The organism is Rhizobium sp. TH135 (assembly GCF_002855515.1).
Classification (GTDB): Bacteria; Pseudomonadota; Alphaproteobacteria; order Rhizobiales; family Rhizobiaceae; genus Allorhizobium.
Map to the genome: position 1 here is coordinate 258,779 of NZ_PKRP01000004.1, position 20,810 is coordinate 279,588.

Consider the following 20,810-nt stretch of genomic DNA (forward strand, 5'->3'; position numbering starts at 1 on the left):
TCGACCATGGACGGCGTAACAGTCATCAATCACCCCCTCGTGCAGCACAAGCTGACGATTATGCGCCGCAAGGAAACGTCGACCTCAAGCTTCCGTCGCCTCCTGCGCGAAATCTCGACGCTCCTCTGCTACGAGGTGACCCGCGATCTCGAACTCACCATGGAAACGATCGAAACGCCGCTGACCGAGATGCAGTCGCCGATCCTCGAAGGCAAGAAGCTCGTCTTCGCCTCGATCCTGCGCGCCGGCAATGGGCTCCTCGAAGGCATGCTGGAACTGGTTCCCGCTGCCCGCGTCGCCCATGTTGGCGTCTACCGCGATCACGAGACGCTGCAGGCCGTCGAATACTACTTCAAGGCGCCGGAAGCCCTGTCGGAACGCCTGATCATCGTTGTAGATCCCATGCTCGCCACCGGCAACTCCTCGATCGCCGCCATCGAAAAGCTGAAAGAGCGCGGCGCGAAGAACATTCGCTTCCTCTGCCTGCTGGCCGCACCCGAAGGCATCAAGAACTTCCACGCCGCCCATCCGGACGTGCCGATCTTCACCGCATCGATCGACAGCCACTTGAACGAGAAGGGCTATATCATGCCCGGCCTCGGCGATGCCGGCGACCGTATGTACGGAACGAAGTGATTTCTTAACCAGATCGCAAGGTTTGACGGCCCGAAACCCGGTTTCGGGCCGTTTTGCGTGGTGCCTTATCCAATTTCTGAACAGCGACTGCTACCATCCGGCATCGATCCACGGGGATTTCAGATGTTCGCTCGCACGCTGTTCACAGTCCTGATGCTCGCTTTGTCCGCCAGCCAGTGGCCGACGATCGTGGAGAAGGTTCAGGCCATGCTGGATGAACGCGAAGCGAACGCTCCCGAAGAGGTCGCCGCCAAACCTTCCGCCTCCCATGCCGGTCAGATGGTTCTCCCTATGGGGCCGGGCGGCCACTACACGGGCACGTTCAAGATGAATGGCAAGCCCGTTGATGCCATGGTCGATACGGGTGCCTCGACGGTGGCGATCAATGTTTCCACCGCCCGTCGTCTTGGCTTCAGCCCCGCAGCGCTTGATTTCCGTCATAACGTCAGTACGGCCAATGGCTCGATCAAGGCCGCCCATGTCGTGCTCGACCGTGTCGAGATCGGCAGCATCCGGGTGAAAGAAGTCGATGCCTTCGTCCTGAGCGACGACGCGCTGACGTCGACACTCGTTGGCATGAGCTTCATGAGCAAGCTCAAGTCCTATACCGCCGAGAAGCGCGTCCTGCGGATGATCCAGTAATACCAAATCTCGGTGATAGGAACCTATCGGATGGCTTATGGCGGGTCGCTGGCTAGGCGCGACGCGCCGGGCGATGCTGTCGCATCGACCAAGCGGCGCAACAACGCCAGAGGCCCGCCATAAGCCACCTTCGGTCGGCTTCTCGTCCCTTCTGGCGTCGTCGAGTAGTTCCTCGACCGATGCGCAAGCATCGCTCTTCGAACCTCTCCTAGCCAGCAGGGGCGATCGAGCCGATCCTATAGGTTCCTATCATCGAGACTTGGTATAAGGCCTCTGGCCCTCACTCTGCGCCGATGCGCAGCCCGATGACCGGCGTGGCAGCCGGCTTCGTTTCCGAGATCCGGCAGCACTCCGCCACTGTCTTCGCCGCTGCAGCCGCGGCAGCCTCGTCATTGGCCTGCACGAAGGCGATCGGCTCACCCTTCGCGACCCTCGTTCCCAGCGGCTTGAAGCCGGAGAGACCTACGCCGTGATCGATCGTGTCGCTCGGACGCTGGCGGCCACCACCGAGCGCGACAACGGCAAGCCCAAGCCCGCGTGTGTCACATGCGCTCAGATAACCGTCCTGCTCGGCAAGAACGGCCACTTCGACCTTGGCGCGCGGCAGATAGCCTTCCGCCTTCTCCATGAAATCGACAGGCCCGCCAAGTTCGCTGACCATCTTCCCGAAGATCTCTGCCGCCTGGCCGGAGGCGAGCACCTTTGCGCAGCGGGCAAGTGCCGCCGCCTGGTCAGTCTCCACACCAGCATTCACCAGCATCTCGGCACCGAGCGCCAGCGTCACCTCTTCGAGCCGCGTACCGCTCTTCTGGCACTTCAGAAAGTCGACGGCGTTCTGCACCTCGATCGCGTTTCCAGCGCAATCTGCAAGCGGCTCGTTCATGTCGGTCAAAAGCGCCGTGGTCTTCACACCGGCCCCATTGGCGACCCTGACAAGCGAACGCGCCAAGGCCTCTGCATCCTCAGCTTTGGCCATGAAGGCGCCGTTGCCGACCTTCACGTCGAGCACCAGGCTCTCAAGCCCAGCCGCCAGCTTCTTGGAGAGGATCGAGGCGGTGATCAGCGGAATGGACTCGACCGTCGCCGTCACGTCGCGGATCGCATAGAGCCGCTTGTCGGCCGGTGCCAGATCGCCCGTCTGTCCGATGATCGCGCAGCCGGCGCGGTCAACCGTCCGGCGGAAGGTGACATTGTCAGGCATCACGTCGTAACCGGGGATCGCCTGCAGCTTGTCGAGCGTGCCGCCGGTGTGGCCCAGTCCGCGCCCTGAAATCATCGGGACAGCGAGCCCGCAGGCCGCCACGATCGGCGCCAGCATCAGCGAAACATTGTCGCCCACGCCGCCGGTCGAATGCTTGTCCGCGACCGGCTTGCCGACGCCGGCCCAGGAGAGCACGTCGCCGGAATCGCGCATGGCAAGGGTCAGAGCCACGATTTCATCTGGCGTCATGCCCTTGAAGAACACGGCCATGGCGAAGGCCGCAACCTGCCCCTCGGAAATCGTTTCCTTGGAAAGTCCCTCGATGAAGCCGGCAATCTCTTGCCCGCTGAGGGTCCCGCCATCACGCTTGCGCCGGATGATCTCCTGGGGAAGCATGGCTCAATATCCCGATGCCGTAGCCGTCGAGCGCTCGCCCGAGAGCACGGCGTTGATATCGTCAAGCAGGCCGGAAGCGCCGAAGCGGAAGGTCGAGGGCATGACCCAGTCCTCACCCATGATCGTATCGGCAAGGCTGAGATAGAGCGCCGCATCCGTCACCGTCGAAATGCCACCGGCCGGCTTGAAGCCCACCTTCCGGCGGCTGTCGCGGATCGCCTGCAGCATGATGTCGGCCGCCTCAAGCGTCGCATTGACGCCGACCTTGCCGGTCGAGGTCTTGATGAAATCCGCACCGGCCGCGATCGAGAGATCCGAGGCGCGACGGATCAGCGAGATATCCTTGAGCTCACCCGTTTCCAGGATCGTCTTCAGGATCGCCGGACCACAGGCCGCTTTCACCGCCGAAACCATGTCCGTCACGGCCTTCTCGTCGCCCTTGGCGAGCGCCCGGTAAGGGATCACGAGGTCAATATCGTCTGCACCGTCTGCCACGGCATCCCGCGTCTCGGCCAGCACGTCCTCGGTCTTCATCTCGCCTGCGGGGAAGTTGACGACGGTCGCAATGCGGATCGGGCTGTCGGGGCCCAGCAAGGTCCGCGCCTGCATGACGAAGCGCGGCCAGATGCAGATCGCAGCCGTCGGACCAAAGGCGCTCTGGGCGCGCCCGCACAGCGTCACGATCTGTTCGGGCGTGCAGTCGTCCTTCAGGTTGGTGAGGTCGAGCAGCGAAAGCGCTCGCGAAGCGACGGCGCGCAGTTCTTGATTATCCAATGTCATTTCCTCCGCCGATCATCCGTTTCAGGATGGCGGCCAGACGTTTGCCGCCGATCGGCGCCATGTCCTTGGTTTCTTCGTGGCTGAGTTCGCCACCGGTCATGCCTGCCCCATAATTGGTGATGACGGACGCAGCTGCAACCCTCAGGCCATAGAAACGGGCCAGAATGACCTCCGGCACGGTCGACATGCCGACGGCATCGGCGCCCAGAACACGCGCCATGCGGATTTCCGCGGGCGTCTCGAAGCTCGGGCCCGAGAACCACATATAGACACCCTGCGAGAGCGGCACATCTTCTGCTTCAGCGGCTGCCCGCATGGCTGCCTGCAGCTCGACATCATAGGCCGAGGTCATGCCGACGAAGCGCCCGTCGCTCGGCTCGCCGATCAGCGGGTTCTTGCCAGAGAAGTTGATGTGGTCGGTGATCTGCATGACCGAACCAGGCGGCATGTCTTCACGCAGCGATCCAGCCGCATTGGTCAGGATCAGCGACTTCACGCCAAGCCCCATCAGCACTTCGATCGGCTTGCGCATCGCATTCGCATCGCCGTGCTCGTAGTAATGCATGCGTCCGGCAAGCATGATGACCGGCGTGCGCCCGAGATAACCAGCAACGATCTCGCCCGCATGGCCCGATACGCCGCTCAACGGAAAGCCGGGAAGCTCCGCATAGGGAACGCGCACCGCATCGCGAACCTCGTTGACCAGCGATCCCAAGCCCGAGCCGAGCACGATCGCATGGCGCGGAACGAGCCCGTTGAGCCGCTCGACGAGCAGATCTACTGCCGCCTTCATCCGAGGATATCCGTCTTGAAGCTGAGCGGCAGAAGCTCGTCCATGGTCATGGTCTTCTGCACTCCCACTTCGTCGCAGAGAAAGATCTTGGTGTCGGCGGATGCGAATTCCGAGATCTTCTGCCGGCAACCGCCACAGGGCGGGCAAAGCGCCAGCTTCTCGGCAATCACGGCCATCTCGATGATCTTCTTGCCGCCGCCCATGATCATGCAGCCGATCGCCGTCGGCTCGGCACACCAGCCCTGTGGGAAGGAGAGGTTCTCTATATTGGCGCCGGTATAGATGCGCCCGTCATCGGCACGGATCGCAGCCCCCACCGGGAACTTCGAATAGGGCGCATGCGCGAATTTCATCGCGTCACGCGCGGCTTCGAAAAGATCGTGCGCCATGATCAACGCTCCTTGGAATATGCGACGCCACCGGCCTTCGGCGGATTGGCAGAGCCGATGAAGCCCGCAAGCAGAATGCAGGTGAGAATATAGGGCAGGGCCTGGAAGAGCTGCACCGGCACTTCGCCGATGACAGGGATCTCCTTGCCCTGCATGAAGTTTGCCAGCGCATCGAGGAAGCCGAACAGCAGGCAGGCGAACATCACCGGCACTGGCTTCCACTTGGCGAAGATGAGGGCTGCAAGCGCGATGAAGCCCTTGCCCGCCGACATGTCCTTGATGAAGGCCGCCGACTGAGCGATCGCGAGATAGGTCCCGGCAATGCCGCAGAGCAGGCCCGCCACCAGCACGGCACGGTAGCGCAGGAAAGTCACCGAAATGCCGGCCGTATCGACCGCACCCGGATTTTCACCGACAGCGCGGAGCCGCAGGCCAAAGCGCGTGCGATAGAGCACCCACCAGGAGATTGGCACCGCAAGGAAGGCGATATAGGTCAGGATATTGTTGCCCGAGATGACGTTGGAATACAGCGGCCCGATGATCGGCACCTCACGCATCATGTCGGCACCTGGCAGGATGATTGGCGCAAAACGCCCGTCACCCGAAACCTGTGGCGTGCGACCGCCCTGGCCGAACCAGGCCTGGCCAAGCACGACAGTCAAGCCGGCTGCCACGAAGTTCAACGCCACGCCGGAGACGATCTGGTTGCCGCGATTGGTGATCGAGGCAAAGCCGTGGATCAGCGAGAAGACGAGCGAAACGGCAATACCGGAGAACAGCCCCAGCCAGGCCGAACCGGTGAGATAGGCAACGCAGGCTGCCGCGAAGGCTGCCGCCAGCATCTTGCCCTCAAGCCCGATGTCGAAGACACCGGCGCGTTCCGAATAGAGGCCGGCAAGGGCCGCCAGGATCAGCGGGATCGACAGACGGATCGTCGAACCGAGGATGCTGATGAGCATGTCAAATGATTCCATGGTCGCGTCCTCAGGCCTTTGTCAGTGACTGGTAGATGCGCACGATCATCGGCCGGCACATGAATTCGAGCGCGCCGGCAAACAGGATCACCAGACCCTGGATGACCACGATCATCTCGCGAGTGATGTTCGGCATATCAAAGGAAAGCCACGCACCGCCCTGATAGAGAATGCCGAACAGGATGGCGGCTAGCAGGATGCCGAGCGGATGGTTGCGCCCCATCAGCGATACAGCGATCCCGACGAAGCCGGCGCCAGCCACGAATTCCACCTGCAGGCGGGCGGAGGCCCCGAGCACCGGGTTCAGCGCCATCATCCCGGCGAGACCGCCCGAAATCAGCATGGTGATCATGACGATCTTCACATAGGGAATGCCGGCATAGGCGGCGGCCGACCGGCTGATCCCGAGCGTGCGCATCTCGTAGCCGAGCTTGGTGCGCCAGATCAGCACCCAGACGACAACGCACATGACGAGTGCGATCAGGAAGGACACGTTGAACGGGGCAGGACCAAGCGTACCCCCGAACATGGCAATCAGCCAGTCGAGCTTCGGCAGCTGGCCACCTTCGAGGAAGGTGCGTGTCTCAGGCGCCATCTTGCCGGGAACGATCAGCACGTTGACCAGAAGATAGACCATCAGCGCTGCGCCGATGAAGTTGAACATGATCGTGGTGATGACGATATGGCTGCCGCGCTTGGCCTGCAGCCAGGCCGGGATCAGCGCCCAGGCCGCGCCGAAGAGGGCCGCCGCCATGATCGCAAACGGCATCGTGACATACCAGGGCACGTATTGATCGAGCGCAAGTGCTGCGAGTGCGGCACCCAGGCCGCCCAGGTAGGCCTGGCCTTCGGAGCCGATATTGAACAGGCCGGCATGATAGGCAACCGCGACAGAAAGCCCGGTGAAGATGAAGTTCGTCGCATAAAACAGGGTGAAGCCAATGCCTTCGCCGCTGCCGAGCGCGCCTTCCAGCATAAGCTTCAGGGCCTCCCAGGGGTTCTCCCCGATGATCCAGACCACGAGGCCCGACACCAGAAAGGCGAGCGTGAGGTTGATCAGCGGCAGCAGCGCATAATTGATCCAGTTTGGAAGTGGTACGGATGCAGTGCTCATCAAATCCTCAAGCGGCAATGCCGGCCATCATCAGGCCGAGTGTCTGTTCGCCTGTATCAGGCGTCTTCTCGCCGACGACCTTGCCGGCAAACATTACCAGGATACGGTCGGAGAGTGAGCGGATCTCGTCAAGTTCGACGGAGACGAGCAGCACGGCCTTGCCGGCGTCGCGCGTCTCGACGATCCGCTTGTGAATGAACTCGATCGCGCCGATGTCGACGCCGCGCGTCGGCTGGCCGACGATCAGAAGCTTCGGATCGCGCTCGATCTCGCGGGCAACGACGATCTTCTGCTGGTTGCCGCCGGAGAAGTTGGCAGTCTTCAGCCGCGGGTTCGGCGGGCGGATATCGTATTTCTCGATCTCTTCAACCGCAGCCTTTCGAATAAGGTCCGGGTTTAGGAACATGCCCTTCCCGTAGCGCTCGTCGCGGTGATAGCCGAGGATTGCGTTCTGGCTCTCCTCGAAGGGAAGCACGAGGCCCATGTGGTGGCGATCTTCCGGGATATGCGCCACACCGATGCCGCGCAGTTCCGCCGGGTCGAGGCCGGCAACATTATTGCCGTTGATCCAGATCTCCCCGGAGGTCGGTTTGCGAATGCCGGTGATCGCTTCCAGGAGTTCGCTCTGGCCGTTGCCGGCCACGCCGGCAATCCCGACGATCTCGCCGGAGCGGACATCGAAGGAGACATTGTCGACCATGACGACGCCGCGGTTGTCCTTAACGGTGAGATTGCGGACGGACAGGAAAATCTCGCCCGCATTGGCCGGCTTCTTCTCGACATGCAGCAGCACGCGGCGGCCGACCATCAGCTCGGCGAGTTCCTCGACGGTCGTTTCCGCCGTCTTGCGGGTCGCGACCATTTCGCCGCGGCGCATGACCGACACCGTATCGGTAATCGCCATGATCTCCCGCAGCTTGTGAGTGATCAGGATGACCGTCTTGCCCTGGTCGCGCAGCACACCGAGGATCTTGAAAAGGTGATCGGCTTCCGCCGGTGTCAAAACACCCGTGGGTTCGTCGAGGATCAGGATTTCGGCACCGCGATAGAGCGCTTTCAGGATTTCGACGCGCTGCTGCAGACCAACGGGCAGTTCCTCGATGATGGCATCGGGATCCACTTCCAGCTCGTAGTCTTCTTCCAGCTTCTTAAGTGCTGCACGCGCAGCATCGGTGCCCTTGCCGAGCAAGGCGCCGCCTTCGGCACCGAGCATCAGGTTCTCGAGCACGGAGAAATTCTCGACCAGCATGAAGTGCTGGTGCACCATTCCGATCCCGGAATTGATGGCAGCCTGGCTGTCCTTGATCGTGATCGGCTTGCCGTCGATCTGGATGGATCCCTGGTCGGCCTGGTAGAAGCCGTAAAGGATCGACATCAGCGTCGACTTGCCGGCGCCGTTTTCACCGATGATGCCGTGGATGGAGCCCTTGGCGACCGTCAGATTGATGTTCTTGTTGGCATGCACCGCACCGAACTTCTTGTCGATGCCGATCAATTCGATCGCGGGTGCCTGGTTCGTTGCACTCATTCCGGTCCCCCAGACATACAAAAAGGGCGCAGGACGACGAGGTCGCCGTCCTGCGCCCGGCTTTCAGATCACTTCGGGCAGGAATTGTCCGACATGTAGTCATGGACCTTGATGGTGCCGGCGGCGATGTCGGCCTTGGCCTTCTCGACAGCAGCCTTCATCTCTTCTGTGATCAGCTTGGCGTTGTTGTCGTCCAGAGCGTAGGCGACACCTTCCTGTGCGACGCCGAGAACCTGCAGACCGGGGGTGAACTTGTCGTTCTTCGAATCCGAGTAAGCGTTGTAGACGGCGAGGTCGACGCGCTTGACCATCGACGTCAGAACCGAGCCCGGATGCAGGTGGTTCTGGTTGGAGTCGACGCCGATCGACAGCTTGCCGTTGTCGGCAGCAGTCTGCAGAACGCCGAGACCGGTTGCACCGGCTGCCGCGTAAACGACGTCCGCACCCTGGTCGATCTGGTTCTTGGTCAGTTCACCGCCGCGAACCGGGTCGTTCCAGGCTGCACCCGTCGTGCCGGTCATGTTCTGGAAGACCTGGATGTCAGCCTTGGCAGCGCGTGCGCCCTGCTCGTAGCCGCAGGCGAACTTGCGGATCAGCGGAATGTCCATGCCGCCGACGAAGCCGACCTTGCCGGTGGTGGAAGCCATGCCGGCCAGCAGGCCAACGAGGTAGGAACCTTCCTCTTCCTTGTAGACAACCGAACGGACATTCGGCTTGTCGACGACGGAATCGACGATCACGAACTGGGTATCCGGGAATTCAGCGGCAACCTTTTCGACGGCCGAGGTCCAGGCGAAGGAAACGGCGACAACCGGGTTGAAGCCGCGCGACGCGAAGTTACGGATGGCCTGTTCGCCCTGCGTGTCGCTGGTCGGCTCGAAGTCGCGGTAGTCGATGCCGGTTTCGGCCTTGAACTTCTCGGCGCCACCGTAAGCGGCTTCGTTGAAGGATTTGTCGAACTTGCCGCCCGTGCCGTAGACCAGCGCCGGCTTGACGTCGGCCGCAAGCGCGGTCGCCGACATCGCGGCCAAGGCAAAGAGACTGAGGAGGGTTTTCTTCATGGTGCAGCCCTGTTGTTGCTATTGATCTTGTTGGGTCCTCCCGCAAGCCTTCCTCATGAGAAAGACATGTCTGCGGAACCGCCGCCCCCTTTTCCGGAGGTCCTGGCTGGCTTTCATCCTTGCATGGCTCGTTTCAAAATTCACCAGATTTTTTTCATCTGGTAAAGATTCACAAGCCTGCCGATTTTTCAGCGCCGCGCGCTGAAAAATCAGTCAGATCAATGGGATTTATGCTGCACCTTTGGGCATTCGCCCTTAAGCGGCGGGCGAGATCGGGCAGGCGACGCCCGTGCCGCGCAGGCCGCAGTAACCGTTCGGATTCTTCGCCAGATACTGCTGGTGATAATCCTCGGCATAGTAGAACGGTCCGGCATGGGCGATTTCAGTCGTCACCCGGCTGTTGCGTCCGGCCTTCACCAGTGCGTCCTGGAACCGGTCGCGAACCGTAATGGCAAGCGCCATGTCGCCCTCGTCCTCGACATAGATGGCCGAGCGATAGGTTGTGCCGATATCATTGCCCTGGCGCATGCCCTGGGTCGGATCATGCGCCTCGAAGAAGATCTTCAGCAGCCCTTCCAGCGCGATTTTCGCAGGATCATAGACCACCTTCACCACTTCGGTGTGACCCGTCAGCCCCGTGACGGTCTCCTGATAGGTCGGATTGGGCGTGATGCCGCCCTGGTAGCCGGAGACGGTCAGATAGACGCCCGGCGTCTGCCAGAGCAGCCGCTCCGCACCCCAGAAGCAACCCATGCCGAGATAGATGGTCTTCATGCCCTCAGGCGCCGGTCCCTTGAGGGGCAGGCCGGACACGAAATGCGTGGCGGCCGTCGGGATCGGCTCGGCCCGACCGGGAAGGGCGTTCTCCGCCGTGGGCATCACAGTCTTCTTGTTGAACATGTCGATCAGGAACATCTTTTACCTCCTGAGGCCTAAGCGGCCTGCTGGTTCGTCTGAAGCGCCGCCAGAGGCGGATCACTAGAAGCTGCACTGTCTGCAGCTCCTGTTTCTATGGTCTTAGTCGCGGGGCCCGCTTAAAACTTACAACCGGCACGAGGGACGGCTTGTCCCGCGCGCTAAGGAAGTCCCGGCTCAGGCCGCAAAGCGCCCGGCAGGCGAGGGCCGCTTATAGCCGATCATCCAGAACGCCAGCGACAGCACGAGGAAAGCGGCGGAAGCCGGCTGCGGCAGCACCACGTCACGCAAGGCAAGCCATGCGCCGGCGCCAAGCCGTGTCTCGACCAGTCCTTCAAGCGTCATGAGCGAACCCGGATTTGCATCGATCCAGGCCTCCGATATCGGCGTCAGGATGACCTGCGATGCCGAAACCGACGCAATCGAATCCACCACGCCGAACACGACGCCGACGCAAAGCGCAAGCAAACTCAAGATCCTGAAGAGGAAACGCACGACCAAAGTCTCCGGCTGAAGCCCGTCACGGCCTGCAATTCGCCGCGCTCGGCCTTATAGATAGGGAATTGTCGGCCGATGTCAAAATTCTGATAGATTTCGGTTGATCCGCCGAAATTCCTCGGTATATATCCCGCCCGACCAACCGCGGTGGTTTTTCCCCGCGATCCCCCTGGACAGGTGGCCGAGTGGTTTAAGGCGCACGCCTGGAACGCGTGTGTGCGTGAAAGCGTACCGTGGGTTCGAATCCCACCCTGTCCGCCATCTATCCCAACACATTCTCCCCGCCCTGACGGCATCCCCGTCAGCGTAAGCATCACGCCCTCCGCGCTCTCTGCCAAGCCTCGCCCCGGAACCGGATCCCGGCTGCGCCGTTCTCCTGCGAGACCACTGGCGCCGCGTCACGCATTGTCGAGCCACTCCAGTGCCCGCCAGTCATGCCGGAGGAAGCCGAGATGTCCGATACGTTCAAGCCGACCGCAGCTGTGGCCAAGGAGGCGGCGCGGGGGCTGGAATTGCGCCAGGAGTTCAATCGCGGCGGAACCCAGGTCGGCGTCGCCCGGGCGCGTGATCTCAAGAACCAGCGAAATCTGAGTGAAGACACGATGAAGCGCATGAAGAGCTATTTCGCGCGCCACAAGGTCGACAAGCGGGCGAAGAATTTCGGCGACGACGACAATCCCTCCGCCGGCTACATCGCCTGGCTCCTGTGGGGTGGCGATGCCGGACGCGACTGGGTGAAGGAACAGCTTCAGTGAACGCGGCATACGCTGCAAGCCATCAAACGGGAGATCAGAACATGACGAAGAACCTGCACAAGGGCGACAAGGTCGAGTGGAAAACCAGCCAGGGAAAGACGGAAGGCAAGGTCGTCAAGAAGCAGACTTCGCCGACCAAGATCAAGGATCACGAGGTCAAGGCCTCTAAATCGGAACCGCAATACATCGTCGAGAGCAGCAAGACGGGAAAGCGCGCCGCTCACAAGCCCGAGGCTCTGCACAAGGCTTGAAAGCACCGGCCGGAGAGCTCAGGAGATGCACCCGGCTTCGAAGCGAATGGCCCCGTTACTGTTGACCCCGGCGGCAGCGACTGCGAGAAAGCCAAGATGCAGACACCGATCAATATTGACCCGGATTATCTGAGGGCTCGGCTCAAGGCATTGCTGGCCATCCCGAGCCCGACCGGCTTCACGGACGAAGCTGTTCGCTACACGGCGCGCGAACTGGAGCGTCTCGGTCTCGAAGTCAAGCTGACCCGCCGTGGCGCGATCCGCGCGAGACGGCCGGGCGCTGCGGAACGACCGGCCCGCGCCATCGTCTCCCATCTCGATACGCTCGGCGCACAAGTTAAGGCGCTCAAAGACAATGGTCGGCTCGAGCTTGTTTCGATCGGCCACTCGTCGGCGCGCTTTGCCGAGGGCGCCCGGGCCTCGATCTTCTCGACCAAAGGCATCTATCGCGGCACCATCCTGCCACTGAAAGCCTCCGGCCACACCTTCAACGAGGAGGTGGACACGCAACCTACCGGCTGGCGCCATGTCGAACTGCGCATCGATGCACTGTCGCGCGACAGGAACGATATCGTCCAACTCGGCATCGATATCGGTGATATCGTCGCCATCGACCCCCAGCCCGAATTCCTCGACAACGGCTTCATCGTATCAAGGCACCTGGACGACAAGGCGGGCGTGGCGATCATGCTGGCGGCGATCGAGGCGATGCAGCGCGGGGAGATCGAAACTCCGGTCGATACCTACTGGCTCTTTACCATCGGCGAGGAGGTCGGCGTCGGCGCCTCAGCAGCTCTCGTGCCGGAGATCGCCTCCCTCGTCGCCATCGACAATGGCACGACGGCGCCCGGCCAGAATTCCGATGAATTCGGCGTGACGCTCGCCATGGCCGACCAGACCGGCCCCTTCGATTATCATTTGTCGAAGAAGCTCTATGATCTCTGCGCAGAACACGGCATTCGCGTGCAGAAGGACGTCTTCCGCTACTACCGCTCCGATGCGGCCTCGGCGGTGGAAGCCGGCCATGATGTGCGCACGGCCCTCCTGGCCTTCGGCGTCGACGCCTCCCATGGCTATGAGCGCATCCACCTTCATGCCCTGATGTCGGTGGCAAAGCTCGTCGTCTACTATACGGCGAGCGAGGTGCAGATCGAGCGTGATTCCGAAGAGGTCTCGGGGTTGCGCGGCTTCACCCGCCAGAAGGTCGAGCCTGCACGGCAGAGCCTGAAAGCAGACGAACCCGACGAGTCGTGATTGCAGCGACATCCGCCCGCTGCTAGCGTTTATCTCGGCGATTTCGCCGGAATTCGGAGAATCAGGCAATGGCGGGTGACGAGGCAACAAAAAGGCCGCGGCTGAAGATTGGCTTCGTGCTGTCGCGGTCGTTTACGCTGTCCGCCTTTGCGCTTTTCATCGATACCATCCGGCTTGCTAGCGACGAATATGATCGCTCCGGCCGCGTTCTCGCCGATTGGCAGGTCATCGGCAGCACACGCCATCTGATCACCTCCAGCTGCGGGGTCCAGGTGGCGCCCACCAGCGATTTCGTTAATCCCAGCCGCTTTGACTATATCGTCGTGGTCGGCGGCCTGCTCGGTCGCCAGCCCGCCGTGGACGATCAGACCATCGCCTTCCTGAAGAAGGCCGATGCGCAGAAGGTGCCTTTGATCGGACTTTGCACCGGCACCTTCATCTTGGCCGAAGCCGGTCTGATGAAGAACCACCAGACCTGTGTCAGCTGGCTGCATTACCAGGAGTTCCGCGATCGGTTCCCCGATCACGAGGTCCGCTCCGACCGCCTGTTCAATCTCGATCGGCGCCGCGGCTCCTGTGCCGGCGGCAGCAGCTCGGCCGATCTCGCAGCCTTCATCGTCCGCCAATATCTCGGCCATGACGCCGAGCGCAACGCGCTTGAAGTCCTGCAGATCGAGAAGGCCCGCACCAATAAGGATATCCAGGTACGCCGGCCACTGACGATCGAATGCGACGATCCCCGGGTAAAGGCCGTCCTGATCCTGATGGAACAGAGCCTGGAAAACGAGCTGACCATTGATCAGCTCGCCCGCTCGGTGGGTCTCTCGCGCCGCCAGCTGGAGCGCCTCTTTGCCCAGAAAATTGATGTATCGCCCGCCCGGATCTACACGAAGCTCAGGATGGAGCGCGCCAAGATGCTGGTCACCCAGACCAATGCCTCGCTGATCGATATCGCGCTGCAGGTCGGTTTCCAGAACACCTCGCATTTCACCCGCGTCTTCAAGGGCACCTATGGCCGCACACCCGGCCAGATGCGCAGCCAGCCCGCCGCCTGATCACCAGTGCTTCAGGCGTCGCTGTTTTAGCGGTGCTCGCTGCGACGACATGCGGCGAGATCACCGTCTTGTGAGCAGCGCTGCCCGATGCTATCCACGGGAAATCTGTCGGGGGATAGAATGACTGAAACGGGCGTCCGGATGAGCTTTGAGCGAGCGATACGCATGATCTGCGTCGTCGCGCTCGTTCTGCTTGGCCTCGCCCATCAACCGGTCGCCGCACCCGCGACGCAATTCTCCCCGGAAGAAATCGCTGCCCTGATGCTGCCGGATGGCAGCCTGCCGGAGCTCTGCTTGCCGTCGGATGACGGCAAGGCGAAGCCCCATGCCGGTGCCTCCGATTGCGAGGCCTGCCGTATCTCGGCCGCCGTCCTCCTGCCAGCGCCCGCCGATGCCGTCGGCACGCGCATGGCCCTCTCCACCTCCGTCGCCCTGCCGCCGCCGGCAGAGGCGCATTTCCGCCAGCTTTTTCCGCCCGACACCCATCCCCGCGCACCACCCGTCACCGCCTGATCGAAGGTCACGGCCGGCGCGTCTCGCGTCCGGTCACCAGTGTCGTCAGGCCGGTGAGTTTGCACGCTTTGCAGCTCCGGTCGAAATCGGATGTCTGTCATGCTGCAACTCCTTGCCGATCGCGGGCCGTCGCCTGCGTTTCCGCCCGCGTCTTCCGCGACCCCCAGGCCAACAAGACCCACCTTGGCCGGCCCGCTTCTGCCGCCGAGAACCGTGGTTTTCCTCGAAGGCCTCGCCGGCTCTCCGCAATACCGCGTGGTCGACGGCTGTGTCGCCACAGCCCAGACGCTGTCGGATGGGCGGCGCCAGATTATCGACCTCGTCGGACCCGGCCGACTGATCGGCCTCGGGCTTGGTGAACACACCAAATATTCGGCCGAGACCCTCGGCTTCACCCGCCTGGAAGCCGTGTCTGACACCATCAGCCAGAGCGAACGGGATCTGGCGCTCAGCGAAATGCTCGCCCGCTCTCAAGGCCTGGTCATGCTGCTTGGCCGCAAGACGGCGCCCGAACGCGTGGCCTTTGCCGTGCTTGATCTCGCCCGGCAATTCGGTCGCCCGGCACGCGACAAGCGGCGCGGCACCATCACCTTCCATCTTTATCCCACCCGCGGCGACCTTGCCGATTGGCTTGGCCTCACCGTCGAGACCGTCAGCCGCTGCCTCACCCGCCTGAAGAAGGCGGGCCTCATCGACATCCAGCGCGGCGATCTCGTCACCGTGCTCGACCCGCAGCAGCTCTCGGGCCTCGCCGCCGGCGATCGCTCGCTTTCCCACTGAACCTCTCTCCAACCAGTCGAGACCCAGGATGACCATCGTTCCCGACCTCTCCCCCACCAAGGCGAACAGCAAGGATCTGTCGCGCCGCTTCTACATCACCGCCTGGCGCTGGCATTTCTATGCCGGCCTCTATGTGGCCCCCTTCCTGATCATGCTCGCCGTCACCGGCCTCATCATGCTCTGGACGGCAACGCTTTTCGGCCGTGATGGCGAGAAGATCTATTCGGTCGAACCCCAGGCGACCCTTGCCTCCGTTTCCGCCCAGGCGGGAGCCGCGACCCTGGAGATCCCCGGCCAGATCATCCAGTACATTGCGCCGCGCACGCCGGAGCAGGCCGCGCTCTTTCGCATCAACCAGGGCGACGCCTCCTTCATGGTGGCCGTCGATCCCTACAAGGCCGAGGTCCTTGGCAACTGGGAACGTCGCAATGGTCTTTATGACCTCGCCGACACCATCCACGGCACGCTGCTGATCGGTGATCTCGGAGACCGCCTGATCGAGATTGCCGCCGGCTTCGCCATCATGCTCGTTGTCACGGGCCTTTATCTGTGGTGGCCGCGTGACGGCCGCGGCTTCGGCTCCGTGCTCGTCCCGCAGCTCTCTGCCAAGGGTCGTCAGCTGTGGAAGTCGCTGCATCTGAGCATCGGCTTTTATGCCTCGCTCTTCCTCGTCGTCTTTCTGCTGTCGGGCCTCACCTGGGCTGGCATCTGGGGCGAGAAGTTCACCCAGGCCTGGAGCACCTTCCCGGCGGAGAAGTGGGACAATGTGCCCCTGTCGGACAAGACCCATGCCAGTATGAACCATGGCGGCATCAAGCAGGTTCCGTGGACGCTGGAGCAGACCCCGATGCCGGCCTCCGGCTCGGATGCCGGTGTCACCGGCACGCCGGATGGCGAGCCCGTCAATCTCGACGCGATCGTCACGCTCGCCCGCACGCTTGGCTTCGACCAGCGCTTCCAGCTGGCTTTCCCGGGCGACGAGACGGCCGTCTGGACCATCTCCCGCGACACGATGAGCAATGACAGCGCCAACCCCCTTGATGATCGCACCGTCCATATCGATCAGTATACCGGCCGCATCCTTGCCGATGTTGGTTTCGGTGACTACGGCGCAGCGGGCAAGGCCATGGCCGCCGGTGTCGCCTTCCACGAGGGCGACATGGGCCTCTGGAACCTGGTCTTCGTCAACATCTTCTGTCTGTCGATAATCTTCCTCTCGGTCAGCGGCTTCGTCATGTGGTGGAAACGCCGTCCCAAGGGTGCCGCCCGTCTGGTCGCTCCGTCGGTCGGCGAGCCCGGTCCACTCTGGAAGACCGGCGCCTTGGTCATGCTCGCGACAGCGCTCCTCTTCCCGCTCTCCGGCGCTGTTCTCCTGGTGGTTCTCCTTCTCGACCTCTTGGTCTTCCGCCACATTGCCCCGCTGAAGAAGGCCTTGAGCTAATCGGAATTCGACGCCCCGGGCCGGCCGGGGCGTCGCCTCGCTTCCAGCCATCTTCCGCAAAAAATAATGGAACAATGGAACCGCTCCGCCATTTGCAAACCATGTGACCGGTACGCCGACGATCCTTGATCGGCGCGCCGGCACATTTGCGTTTGATCTTTCAACGGAGGTTTCAGCCCAGTTCATGTGTGGCATTTGTGGAGAAGTGAGATTCGATGGCGCGTCGCCATCGGTAGCGGCAGTTTCGATCATGGCGGATGTTCTGGCCCCCCGCGGGCCGGATTCGGCCGGTGTGATGGTCAGGGGCAATGTCGGGCTCGGCCATCGACGATTGCGCATCCTCGATCTTTCCGACAAATCGCAGCAGCCGATGGTCGATCCCGATCTCGGCCTTTCGCTCGTCTTCAACGGCTGTGTCTATAACTTCCGTGAACTGCGTAGCGAACTGGAAGCCAAGGGCTACCGCTTCTTCTCCGACGGCGACACCGAGGTCATCCTGAAGGCCTGGCATGCCTGGGGCACAGACTGCGTCTCCCGCTTTCACGGCATGTTCGCCTTCGTCATCCATGAGCGTGACACCGGCCGCGTCGTCATGGCGCGCGACCGGTTCGGCATCAAGCCGCTTTATCTGGCCGAAGTCTCCGGTGGTCTGCGTTTCGCCTCCTCGCTGCCGGCCCTCGTCAAGGCGGGTGGTGTCGATACCGCGATCGATGTCACGGCCCTTCATCACTACATGACCTTCCACGCTGTCGTTCCGCCGCCGCGCACGATCTACAAGGGCGTGCGCAAGCTTCCCCCTGCGACGATCCGAGTCTACCAGCCCGATGGCAGCTTCGAGGACAAGCGTTATTGGGATCCAGCCTATACGCGCCGCGCCGAAGACGCCCGTATGAGCCGCGAGGACTGGCAGGAGCAATTGCTCGATGCCCTGCGCCTCGCCGTCAAGCGCCGGATGATTGCCGACGTGCCCGTCGGCGTCCTTCTGTCAGGCGGCGTCGATTCGAGCCTGATCGTCGGTCTGCTCGCGGAAGCAGGTCAGACGGGACTGATGAGCTTCTCCGTCGGCTTCGAGGAAGCCAATGGCGAAAAGGGCGATGAATTCGTCTATTCCGACCTGATCGCCAAACGCTTCGGCACCGATCATCACAAGATCTTCGTGCCCTCGGCCGATCTCATGGGCGCGCTGCCCGGCACGATCGCCGCCATGTCCGAGCCCATGGTCTCCTATGACAATGTCGGCTTCTACCTTCTGTCGAAGGAAGTCTCGAAACACATCAAGGTCGTCCAGTCGGGCCAGGGCGCCGACGAGGTCTTCGGCGGTTATCACTGGTATCCGCCGCTGGTCGGCTCCAAGGATGTCGTCAGCGATTATGGCCGCGCCTTCCGCGATCGCTCCCATGAAACGCTGACAACCCAGTTGCAGGACCGTTGGATTGCCGACCGCGATGTCAGCGGCGATCTGCTCCGCGAACATCTCCTGCGCTCCGGTGCCGACAGCCCGGTCGATCAGGCGCTCCGCCTCGATACCAACGTCATGCTAGTCGACGATCCGGTCAAGCGCGTGGACAATATGACCATGGCCTGGGGCCTGGAAGCCCGCGTCCCCTTCCTCGATCACGAGCTGGTTGAACTCGCCGCCCGCATTCCGCCTGAGGAAAAGCTCCGCGATGGCGGCAAGGGCATCGTCAAGGACGTTGCCCGCAAGGTCATTCCTTCCGAGGTCATCGACCGCAAGAAGGGTTATTTCCCCGTACCCCAGCTGAAATACATCGCCGGCCCGTATCTCGACATGCTCCGCGATGCCTTATCGTCACAGGCTGCCCGAGAACGTGGCCTCTTCCGCCAGGATTATATCGATCGTCTGGTGGCAGATCCTGCCTCGCATATCACGCCGCTGCAGGGCTCCGAACTCTGGCAGATCGGCCTTCTCGAAATATGGTTGCAGGCTCAGGAGAACTGACGTGAGCAAGGCCGAAAAGAAGATCGCCACCCAGCCGCGCAAGGCGCGCCGCGGCAATGCTTTGTCACATCGTCTGACGCGCCTGCGCACACCTGGCAGCGGCAGCCACGGCACAACCAGCCGGCCCTCGGAAGCGGAGGGCCGAAACCGCAACATCGCCCTCGATTGCGGCTGGGGGCGTCTCCTCTTCACCCCAACCTTCGACCGATATCAGGACCTGCTTGATGCGCTCCGCGAAGAAGCCCCTGATACGCGCGACATCGCCTTTCACGTCGGCGATCCCCATGTCCTGCTCGCCCAGGCGCCGCAGGAAATCTTCCTCGATCCGTCCCACACCTTCCGCCTCGATCTCTCCACCTATCGCGCCGGGGGCCGCCGTCCGAAGGGCGTCACCTTCAGGCGTTTCTCCTCCGAGAGCGATGCGGTGGGCATCAACGCGGTCTATGCCAGCTGCGGCATGGTCCAGGTGCGCGAGGACTTTTTTACCGGCGAGCGCGACAACCGCCCGGTCACCTATTTCGTCGCCCAGGACGATCTGACCAGCGAGATTGTCGGAACCGTCACCGGCATCGATCATCACCGCCTATTCGACGATCCGGAGCGCGGTGCCTCGCTCTGGTGCCTCGCCGTCCACCCGCAGGCACGCCAGCCTGGCATCGGCGAAGGCCTGGTGCGGATCCTCGCTGAACATTTCCAGGCGCGTGGCCTCGCCTATCTCGATCTCTCCGTCCTGCATGACAATGACAAGGCGATCGGCCTCTATGAGAAGCTCGGCTTTCGCCGGGTGCCGCTCTTTGCCGTCAAGCGCAAGAACGCCATCAACGAGAAGTTCTTTGCCCAGCCGGTCGAAGGCTACGAGGCGCTCAACCCCTATGCCCGCCTAATCGTCGACGAGGCGCTCCGCCGCGGCATTCATGTCGAGGTGACCGATCCCGAGGGCGGTTTCTTCCGTCTTAGCCATGGCGGCCGCAGCATCCATTGCCGCGAAAGCCTTTCGGACATGACCTCTTCGGTCGCCATGTCGATCTGCGACGACAAGGCCGTCACCCGCCGCTTCGCCGAGGCAGCCGGTTTAAGCGTTCCGGCGCAGCTCTCCGCTGACGCCTCCGATGCCGAGAAGCAGGCCTTCCTGGAGAAACACGGCAAGCTGGTCGTGAAACCGGCGCGCGGCGAACAGGGTAGGGGCATCTCGGTCGGCATTTCCTCAATGGATGCGCTGCAGACTGCCATCCGCCAGGCTCGCCAGGTCTGCGACCGCGTGCTTCTGGAAGCCTGCTTCGAAGGCGAGGACCTGCGCCTCGTCGTTATCGACTACAAGCTTGTGGCCGCCGCCGTCCGTCGCCCGCCCCGCGTGGTCGGGGATGGCCGCTCGCCCATCCGGAAGCTGATCGAGCAGCAGTCCCGCCGCCGCGCTGCCGCAACCGGCGGCGAAAGCCGCATTCCCGTTGATGCCGAGACGAAGCGATGCTTGGCCGAACAGGACCTCGATCTCGACAGCGTGTTGGAAGAGGGTCGCGAGATCACCGTGCGCAAGGCCGCCAATCTCCACACCGGCGGCACGATCCACGACGTCACCGCAACCGTCCATCCTGAACTCGTCGATGCCGCCTGCCGGATCGCCAAGGCCATCAAAATCCCGGTCGTCGGCATCGACTTCATGGTCCAGGATCCCGCAAGGCCGGACTATGTCTTCATCGAAGCCAATGAGCGGCCGGGGCTTGCCAATCACGAGCCGCAGCCGACGGCCGAGAGCTTCATCCAGCTCCTGTTCCCGGGCAGCCGTGCCCAGGAGCGCCGCAACGTTTAAAGCTCCGGGTTATCCAACAAAGTCTGGAGAAAGGGCGGCATCCGGTGCCGCCCTTTTTCTTTGGGAC

21 protein-coding genes and 1 tRNA gene are annotated in these 20,810 nt (G+C 62.4%); 12 read left to right on the top strand and 10 right to left on the bottom strand.

The window, feature by feature from the left end:
- Window positions 1-6 precede the first annotated feature (6 nt).
- Window positions 7-636: a uracil phosphoribosyltransferase gene (gene upp / locus C0V73_RS13980; protein ID WP_102020607.1), complete on the top strand. Its 630-nt coding sequence runs from the start codon at window positions 7-9 to the stop codon at window positions 634-636.
- Window positions 637-759: 123 nt separating this feature from the next.
- Complete coding sequence (locus C0V73_RS13985) at window positions 760-1,278, top strand: TIGR02281 family clan AA aspartic protease (protein ID WP_102020608.1); 519 nt, start codon at window positions 760-762, stop codon at window positions 1,276-1,278.
- 280 nt (window positions 1,279-1,558) lie between these two features.
- Here the strand turns inward: C0V73_RS13985 and deoA are convergent, their stop codons facing one another.
- The 10 genes from deoA to C0V73_RS14035 all read right to left on the bottom strand — a co-directional run bounded on the left by deoA (window position 1,559) and on the right by C0V73_RS14035 (window position 10,924).
- Window positions 1,559-2,875, bottom strand: a complete 1,317-nt coding sequence (gene deoA, locus C0V73_RS13990; protein WP_102020609.1) for a thymidine phosphorylase — start codon at window positions 2,873-2,875, stop codon at window positions 1,559-1,561.
- A 3-nt stretch (window positions 2,876-2,878) separates the two neighbouring features.
- Complete coding sequence (gene deoC, locus C0V73_RS13995) at window positions 2,879-3,649, bottom strand: deoxyribose-phosphate aldolase (protein WP_102020610.1); 771 nt, start codon at window positions 3,647-3,649, stop codon at window positions 2,879-2,881.
- Window positions 3,642-4,448: a purine-nucleoside phosphorylase gene (locus C0V73_RS14000; RefSeq protein WP_102020611.1), complete on the bottom strand. Its 807-nt coding sequence runs from the start codon at window positions 4,446-4,448 to the stop codon at window positions 3,642-3,644. The genes deoC and C0V73_RS14000 overlap by 8 nt, the downstream gene beginning before the upstream one ends.
- Window positions 4,445-4,837: a cytidine deaminase gene (locus tag C0V73_RS14005; protein ID WP_102020612.1), complete on the bottom strand. Its 393-nt coding sequence runs from the start codon at window positions 4,835-4,837 to the stop codon at window positions 4,445-4,447. Before C0V73_RS14005 ends, C0V73_RS14000 begins: the two co-directional genes overlap by 4 nt.
- Before the next feature lie 2 nt (window positions 4,838-4,839).
- The gene (locus C0V73_RS14010) at window positions 4,840-5,811 is read right to left on the bottom strand and encodes an ABC transporter permease (RefSeq protein WP_102020613.1); all 972 of its coding nucleotides are present in this window, start codon (window positions 5,809-5,811) and stop codon (window positions 4,840-4,842) included.
- A gap of 10 nt (window positions 5,812-5,821) precedes the next feature.
- A complete protein-coding gene (locus C0V73_RS14015; RefSeq protein ID WP_102020614.1) occupies window positions 5,822-6,925 on the bottom strand; it encodes an ABC transporter permease in 1,104 nt (367 codons plus the stop codon).
- A gap of 7 nt (window positions 6,926-6,932) precedes the next feature.
- The gene (locus C0V73_RS14020) at window positions 6,933-8,453 is read right to left on the bottom strand and encodes an ABC transporter ATP-binding protein (protein ID WP_102020615.1); all 1,521 of its coding nucleotides are present in this window, start codon (window positions 8,451-8,453) and stop codon (window positions 6,933-6,935) included.
- A 68-nt stretch (window positions 8,454-8,521) separates the two neighbouring features.
- Entirely contained in the window at window positions 8,522-9,514 is a 993-nt protein-coding gene (locus tag C0V73_RS14025; RefSeq protein WP_102020616.1) for a BMP family ABC transporter substrate-binding protein, read from the bottom strand.
- 255 nt (window positions 9,515-9,769) lie between these two features.
- Window positions 9,770-10,429, bottom strand: coding sequence for a peptide-methionine (S)-S-oxide reductase MsrA (gene msrA, locus C0V73_RS14030; RefSeq protein ID WP_102020617.1), 660 nt, complete (start codon window positions 10,427-10,429; stop codon window positions 9,770-9,772).
- A 177-nt stretch (window positions 10,430-10,606) separates the two neighbouring features.
- Window positions 10,607-10,924, bottom strand: coding sequence for a hypothetical protein (locus C0V73_RS14035; protein WP_102020836.1), 318 nt, complete (start codon window positions 10,922-10,924; stop codon window positions 10,607-10,609).
- A gap of 174 nt (window positions 10,925-11,098) precedes the next feature.
- On the opposite strand from C0V73_RS14035, the gene C0V73_RS14040 reads away from it, so the two are divergent.
- The 10 genes from C0V73_RS14040 (at window position 11,099) to ngg (ending at window position 20,743) form a co-directional block, all read left to right on the top strand.
- Window positions 11,099-11,188, top strand: a tRNA-Ser gene (locus tag C0V73_RS14040).
- A 191-nt stretch (window positions 11,189-11,379) separates the two neighbouring features.
- Window positions 11,380-11,682, top strand: a complete 303-nt coding sequence (locus C0V73_RS14045; RefSeq protein ID WP_102020837.1) for a hypothetical protein — start codon at window positions 11,380-11,382, stop codon at window positions 11,680-11,682.
- A 41-nt stretch (window positions 11,683-11,723) separates the two neighbouring features.
- Window positions 11,724-11,933 (top strand): DUF2945 domain-containing protein, encoded by a 210-nt coding sequence (locus C0V73_RS14050; protein WP_102020618.1) that lies wholly within the window; start codon window positions 11,724-11,726, stop codon window positions 11,931-11,933.
- A gap of 96 nt (window positions 11,934-12,029) precedes the next feature.
- The gene (locus C0V73_RS14055) at window positions 12,030-13,187 is read left to right on the top strand and encodes an osmoprotectant NAGGN system M42 family peptidase (RefSeq protein WP_102020619.1); all 1,158 of its coding nucleotides are present in this window, start codon (window positions 12,030-12,032) and stop codon (window positions 13,185-13,187) included.
- Between the two features lie 68 nt (window positions 13,188-13,255).
- A complete protein-coding gene (locus C0V73_RS14060; protein WP_102020620.1) occupies window positions 13,256-14,242 on the top strand; it encodes a GlxA family transcriptional regulator in 987 nt (328 codons plus the stop codon).
- Window positions 14,243-14,362: 120 nt separating this feature from the next.
- Window positions 14,363-14,755 (top strand): hypothetical protein, encoded by a 393-nt coding sequence (locus C0V73_RS14065; protein WP_102020621.1) that lies wholly within the window; start codon window positions 14,363-14,365, stop codon window positions 14,753-14,755.
- A 183-nt stretch (window positions 14,756-14,938) separates the two neighbouring features.
- Window positions 14,939-15,535, top strand: a complete 597-nt coding sequence (locus C0V73_RS14070; protein ID WP_172450176.1) for a helix-turn-helix domain-containing protein — start codon at window positions 14,939-14,941, stop codon at window positions 15,533-15,535.
- Between the two features lie 28 nt (window positions 15,536-15,563).
- A complete protein-coding gene (locus C0V73_RS14075) occupies window positions 15,564-16,976 on the top strand; it encodes a PepSY domain-containing protein (RefSeq protein WP_102020623.1) in 1,413 nt (470 codons plus the stop codon).
- A 184-nt stretch (window positions 16,977-17,160) separates the two neighbouring features.
- Complete coding sequence (locus C0V73_RS14080) at window positions 17,161-18,936, top strand: N-acetylglutaminylglutamine amidotransferase (RefSeq protein ID WP_102020838.1); 1,776 nt, start codon at window positions 17,161-17,163, stop codon at window positions 18,934-18,936.
- 1 nt (window position 18,937) lies between these two features.
- Window positions 18,938-20,743 carry an N-acetylglutaminylglutamine synthetase gene (gene ngg, locus C0V73_RS14085; protein ID WP_102020624.1) on the top strand — a complete coding sequence of 602 codons (1,806 nt, stop codon included), beginning with the start codon at window positions 18,938-18,940 and terminating at the stop codon, window positions 20,741-20,743.
- Window positions 20,744-20,810: the final 67 nt, after the last annotated feature.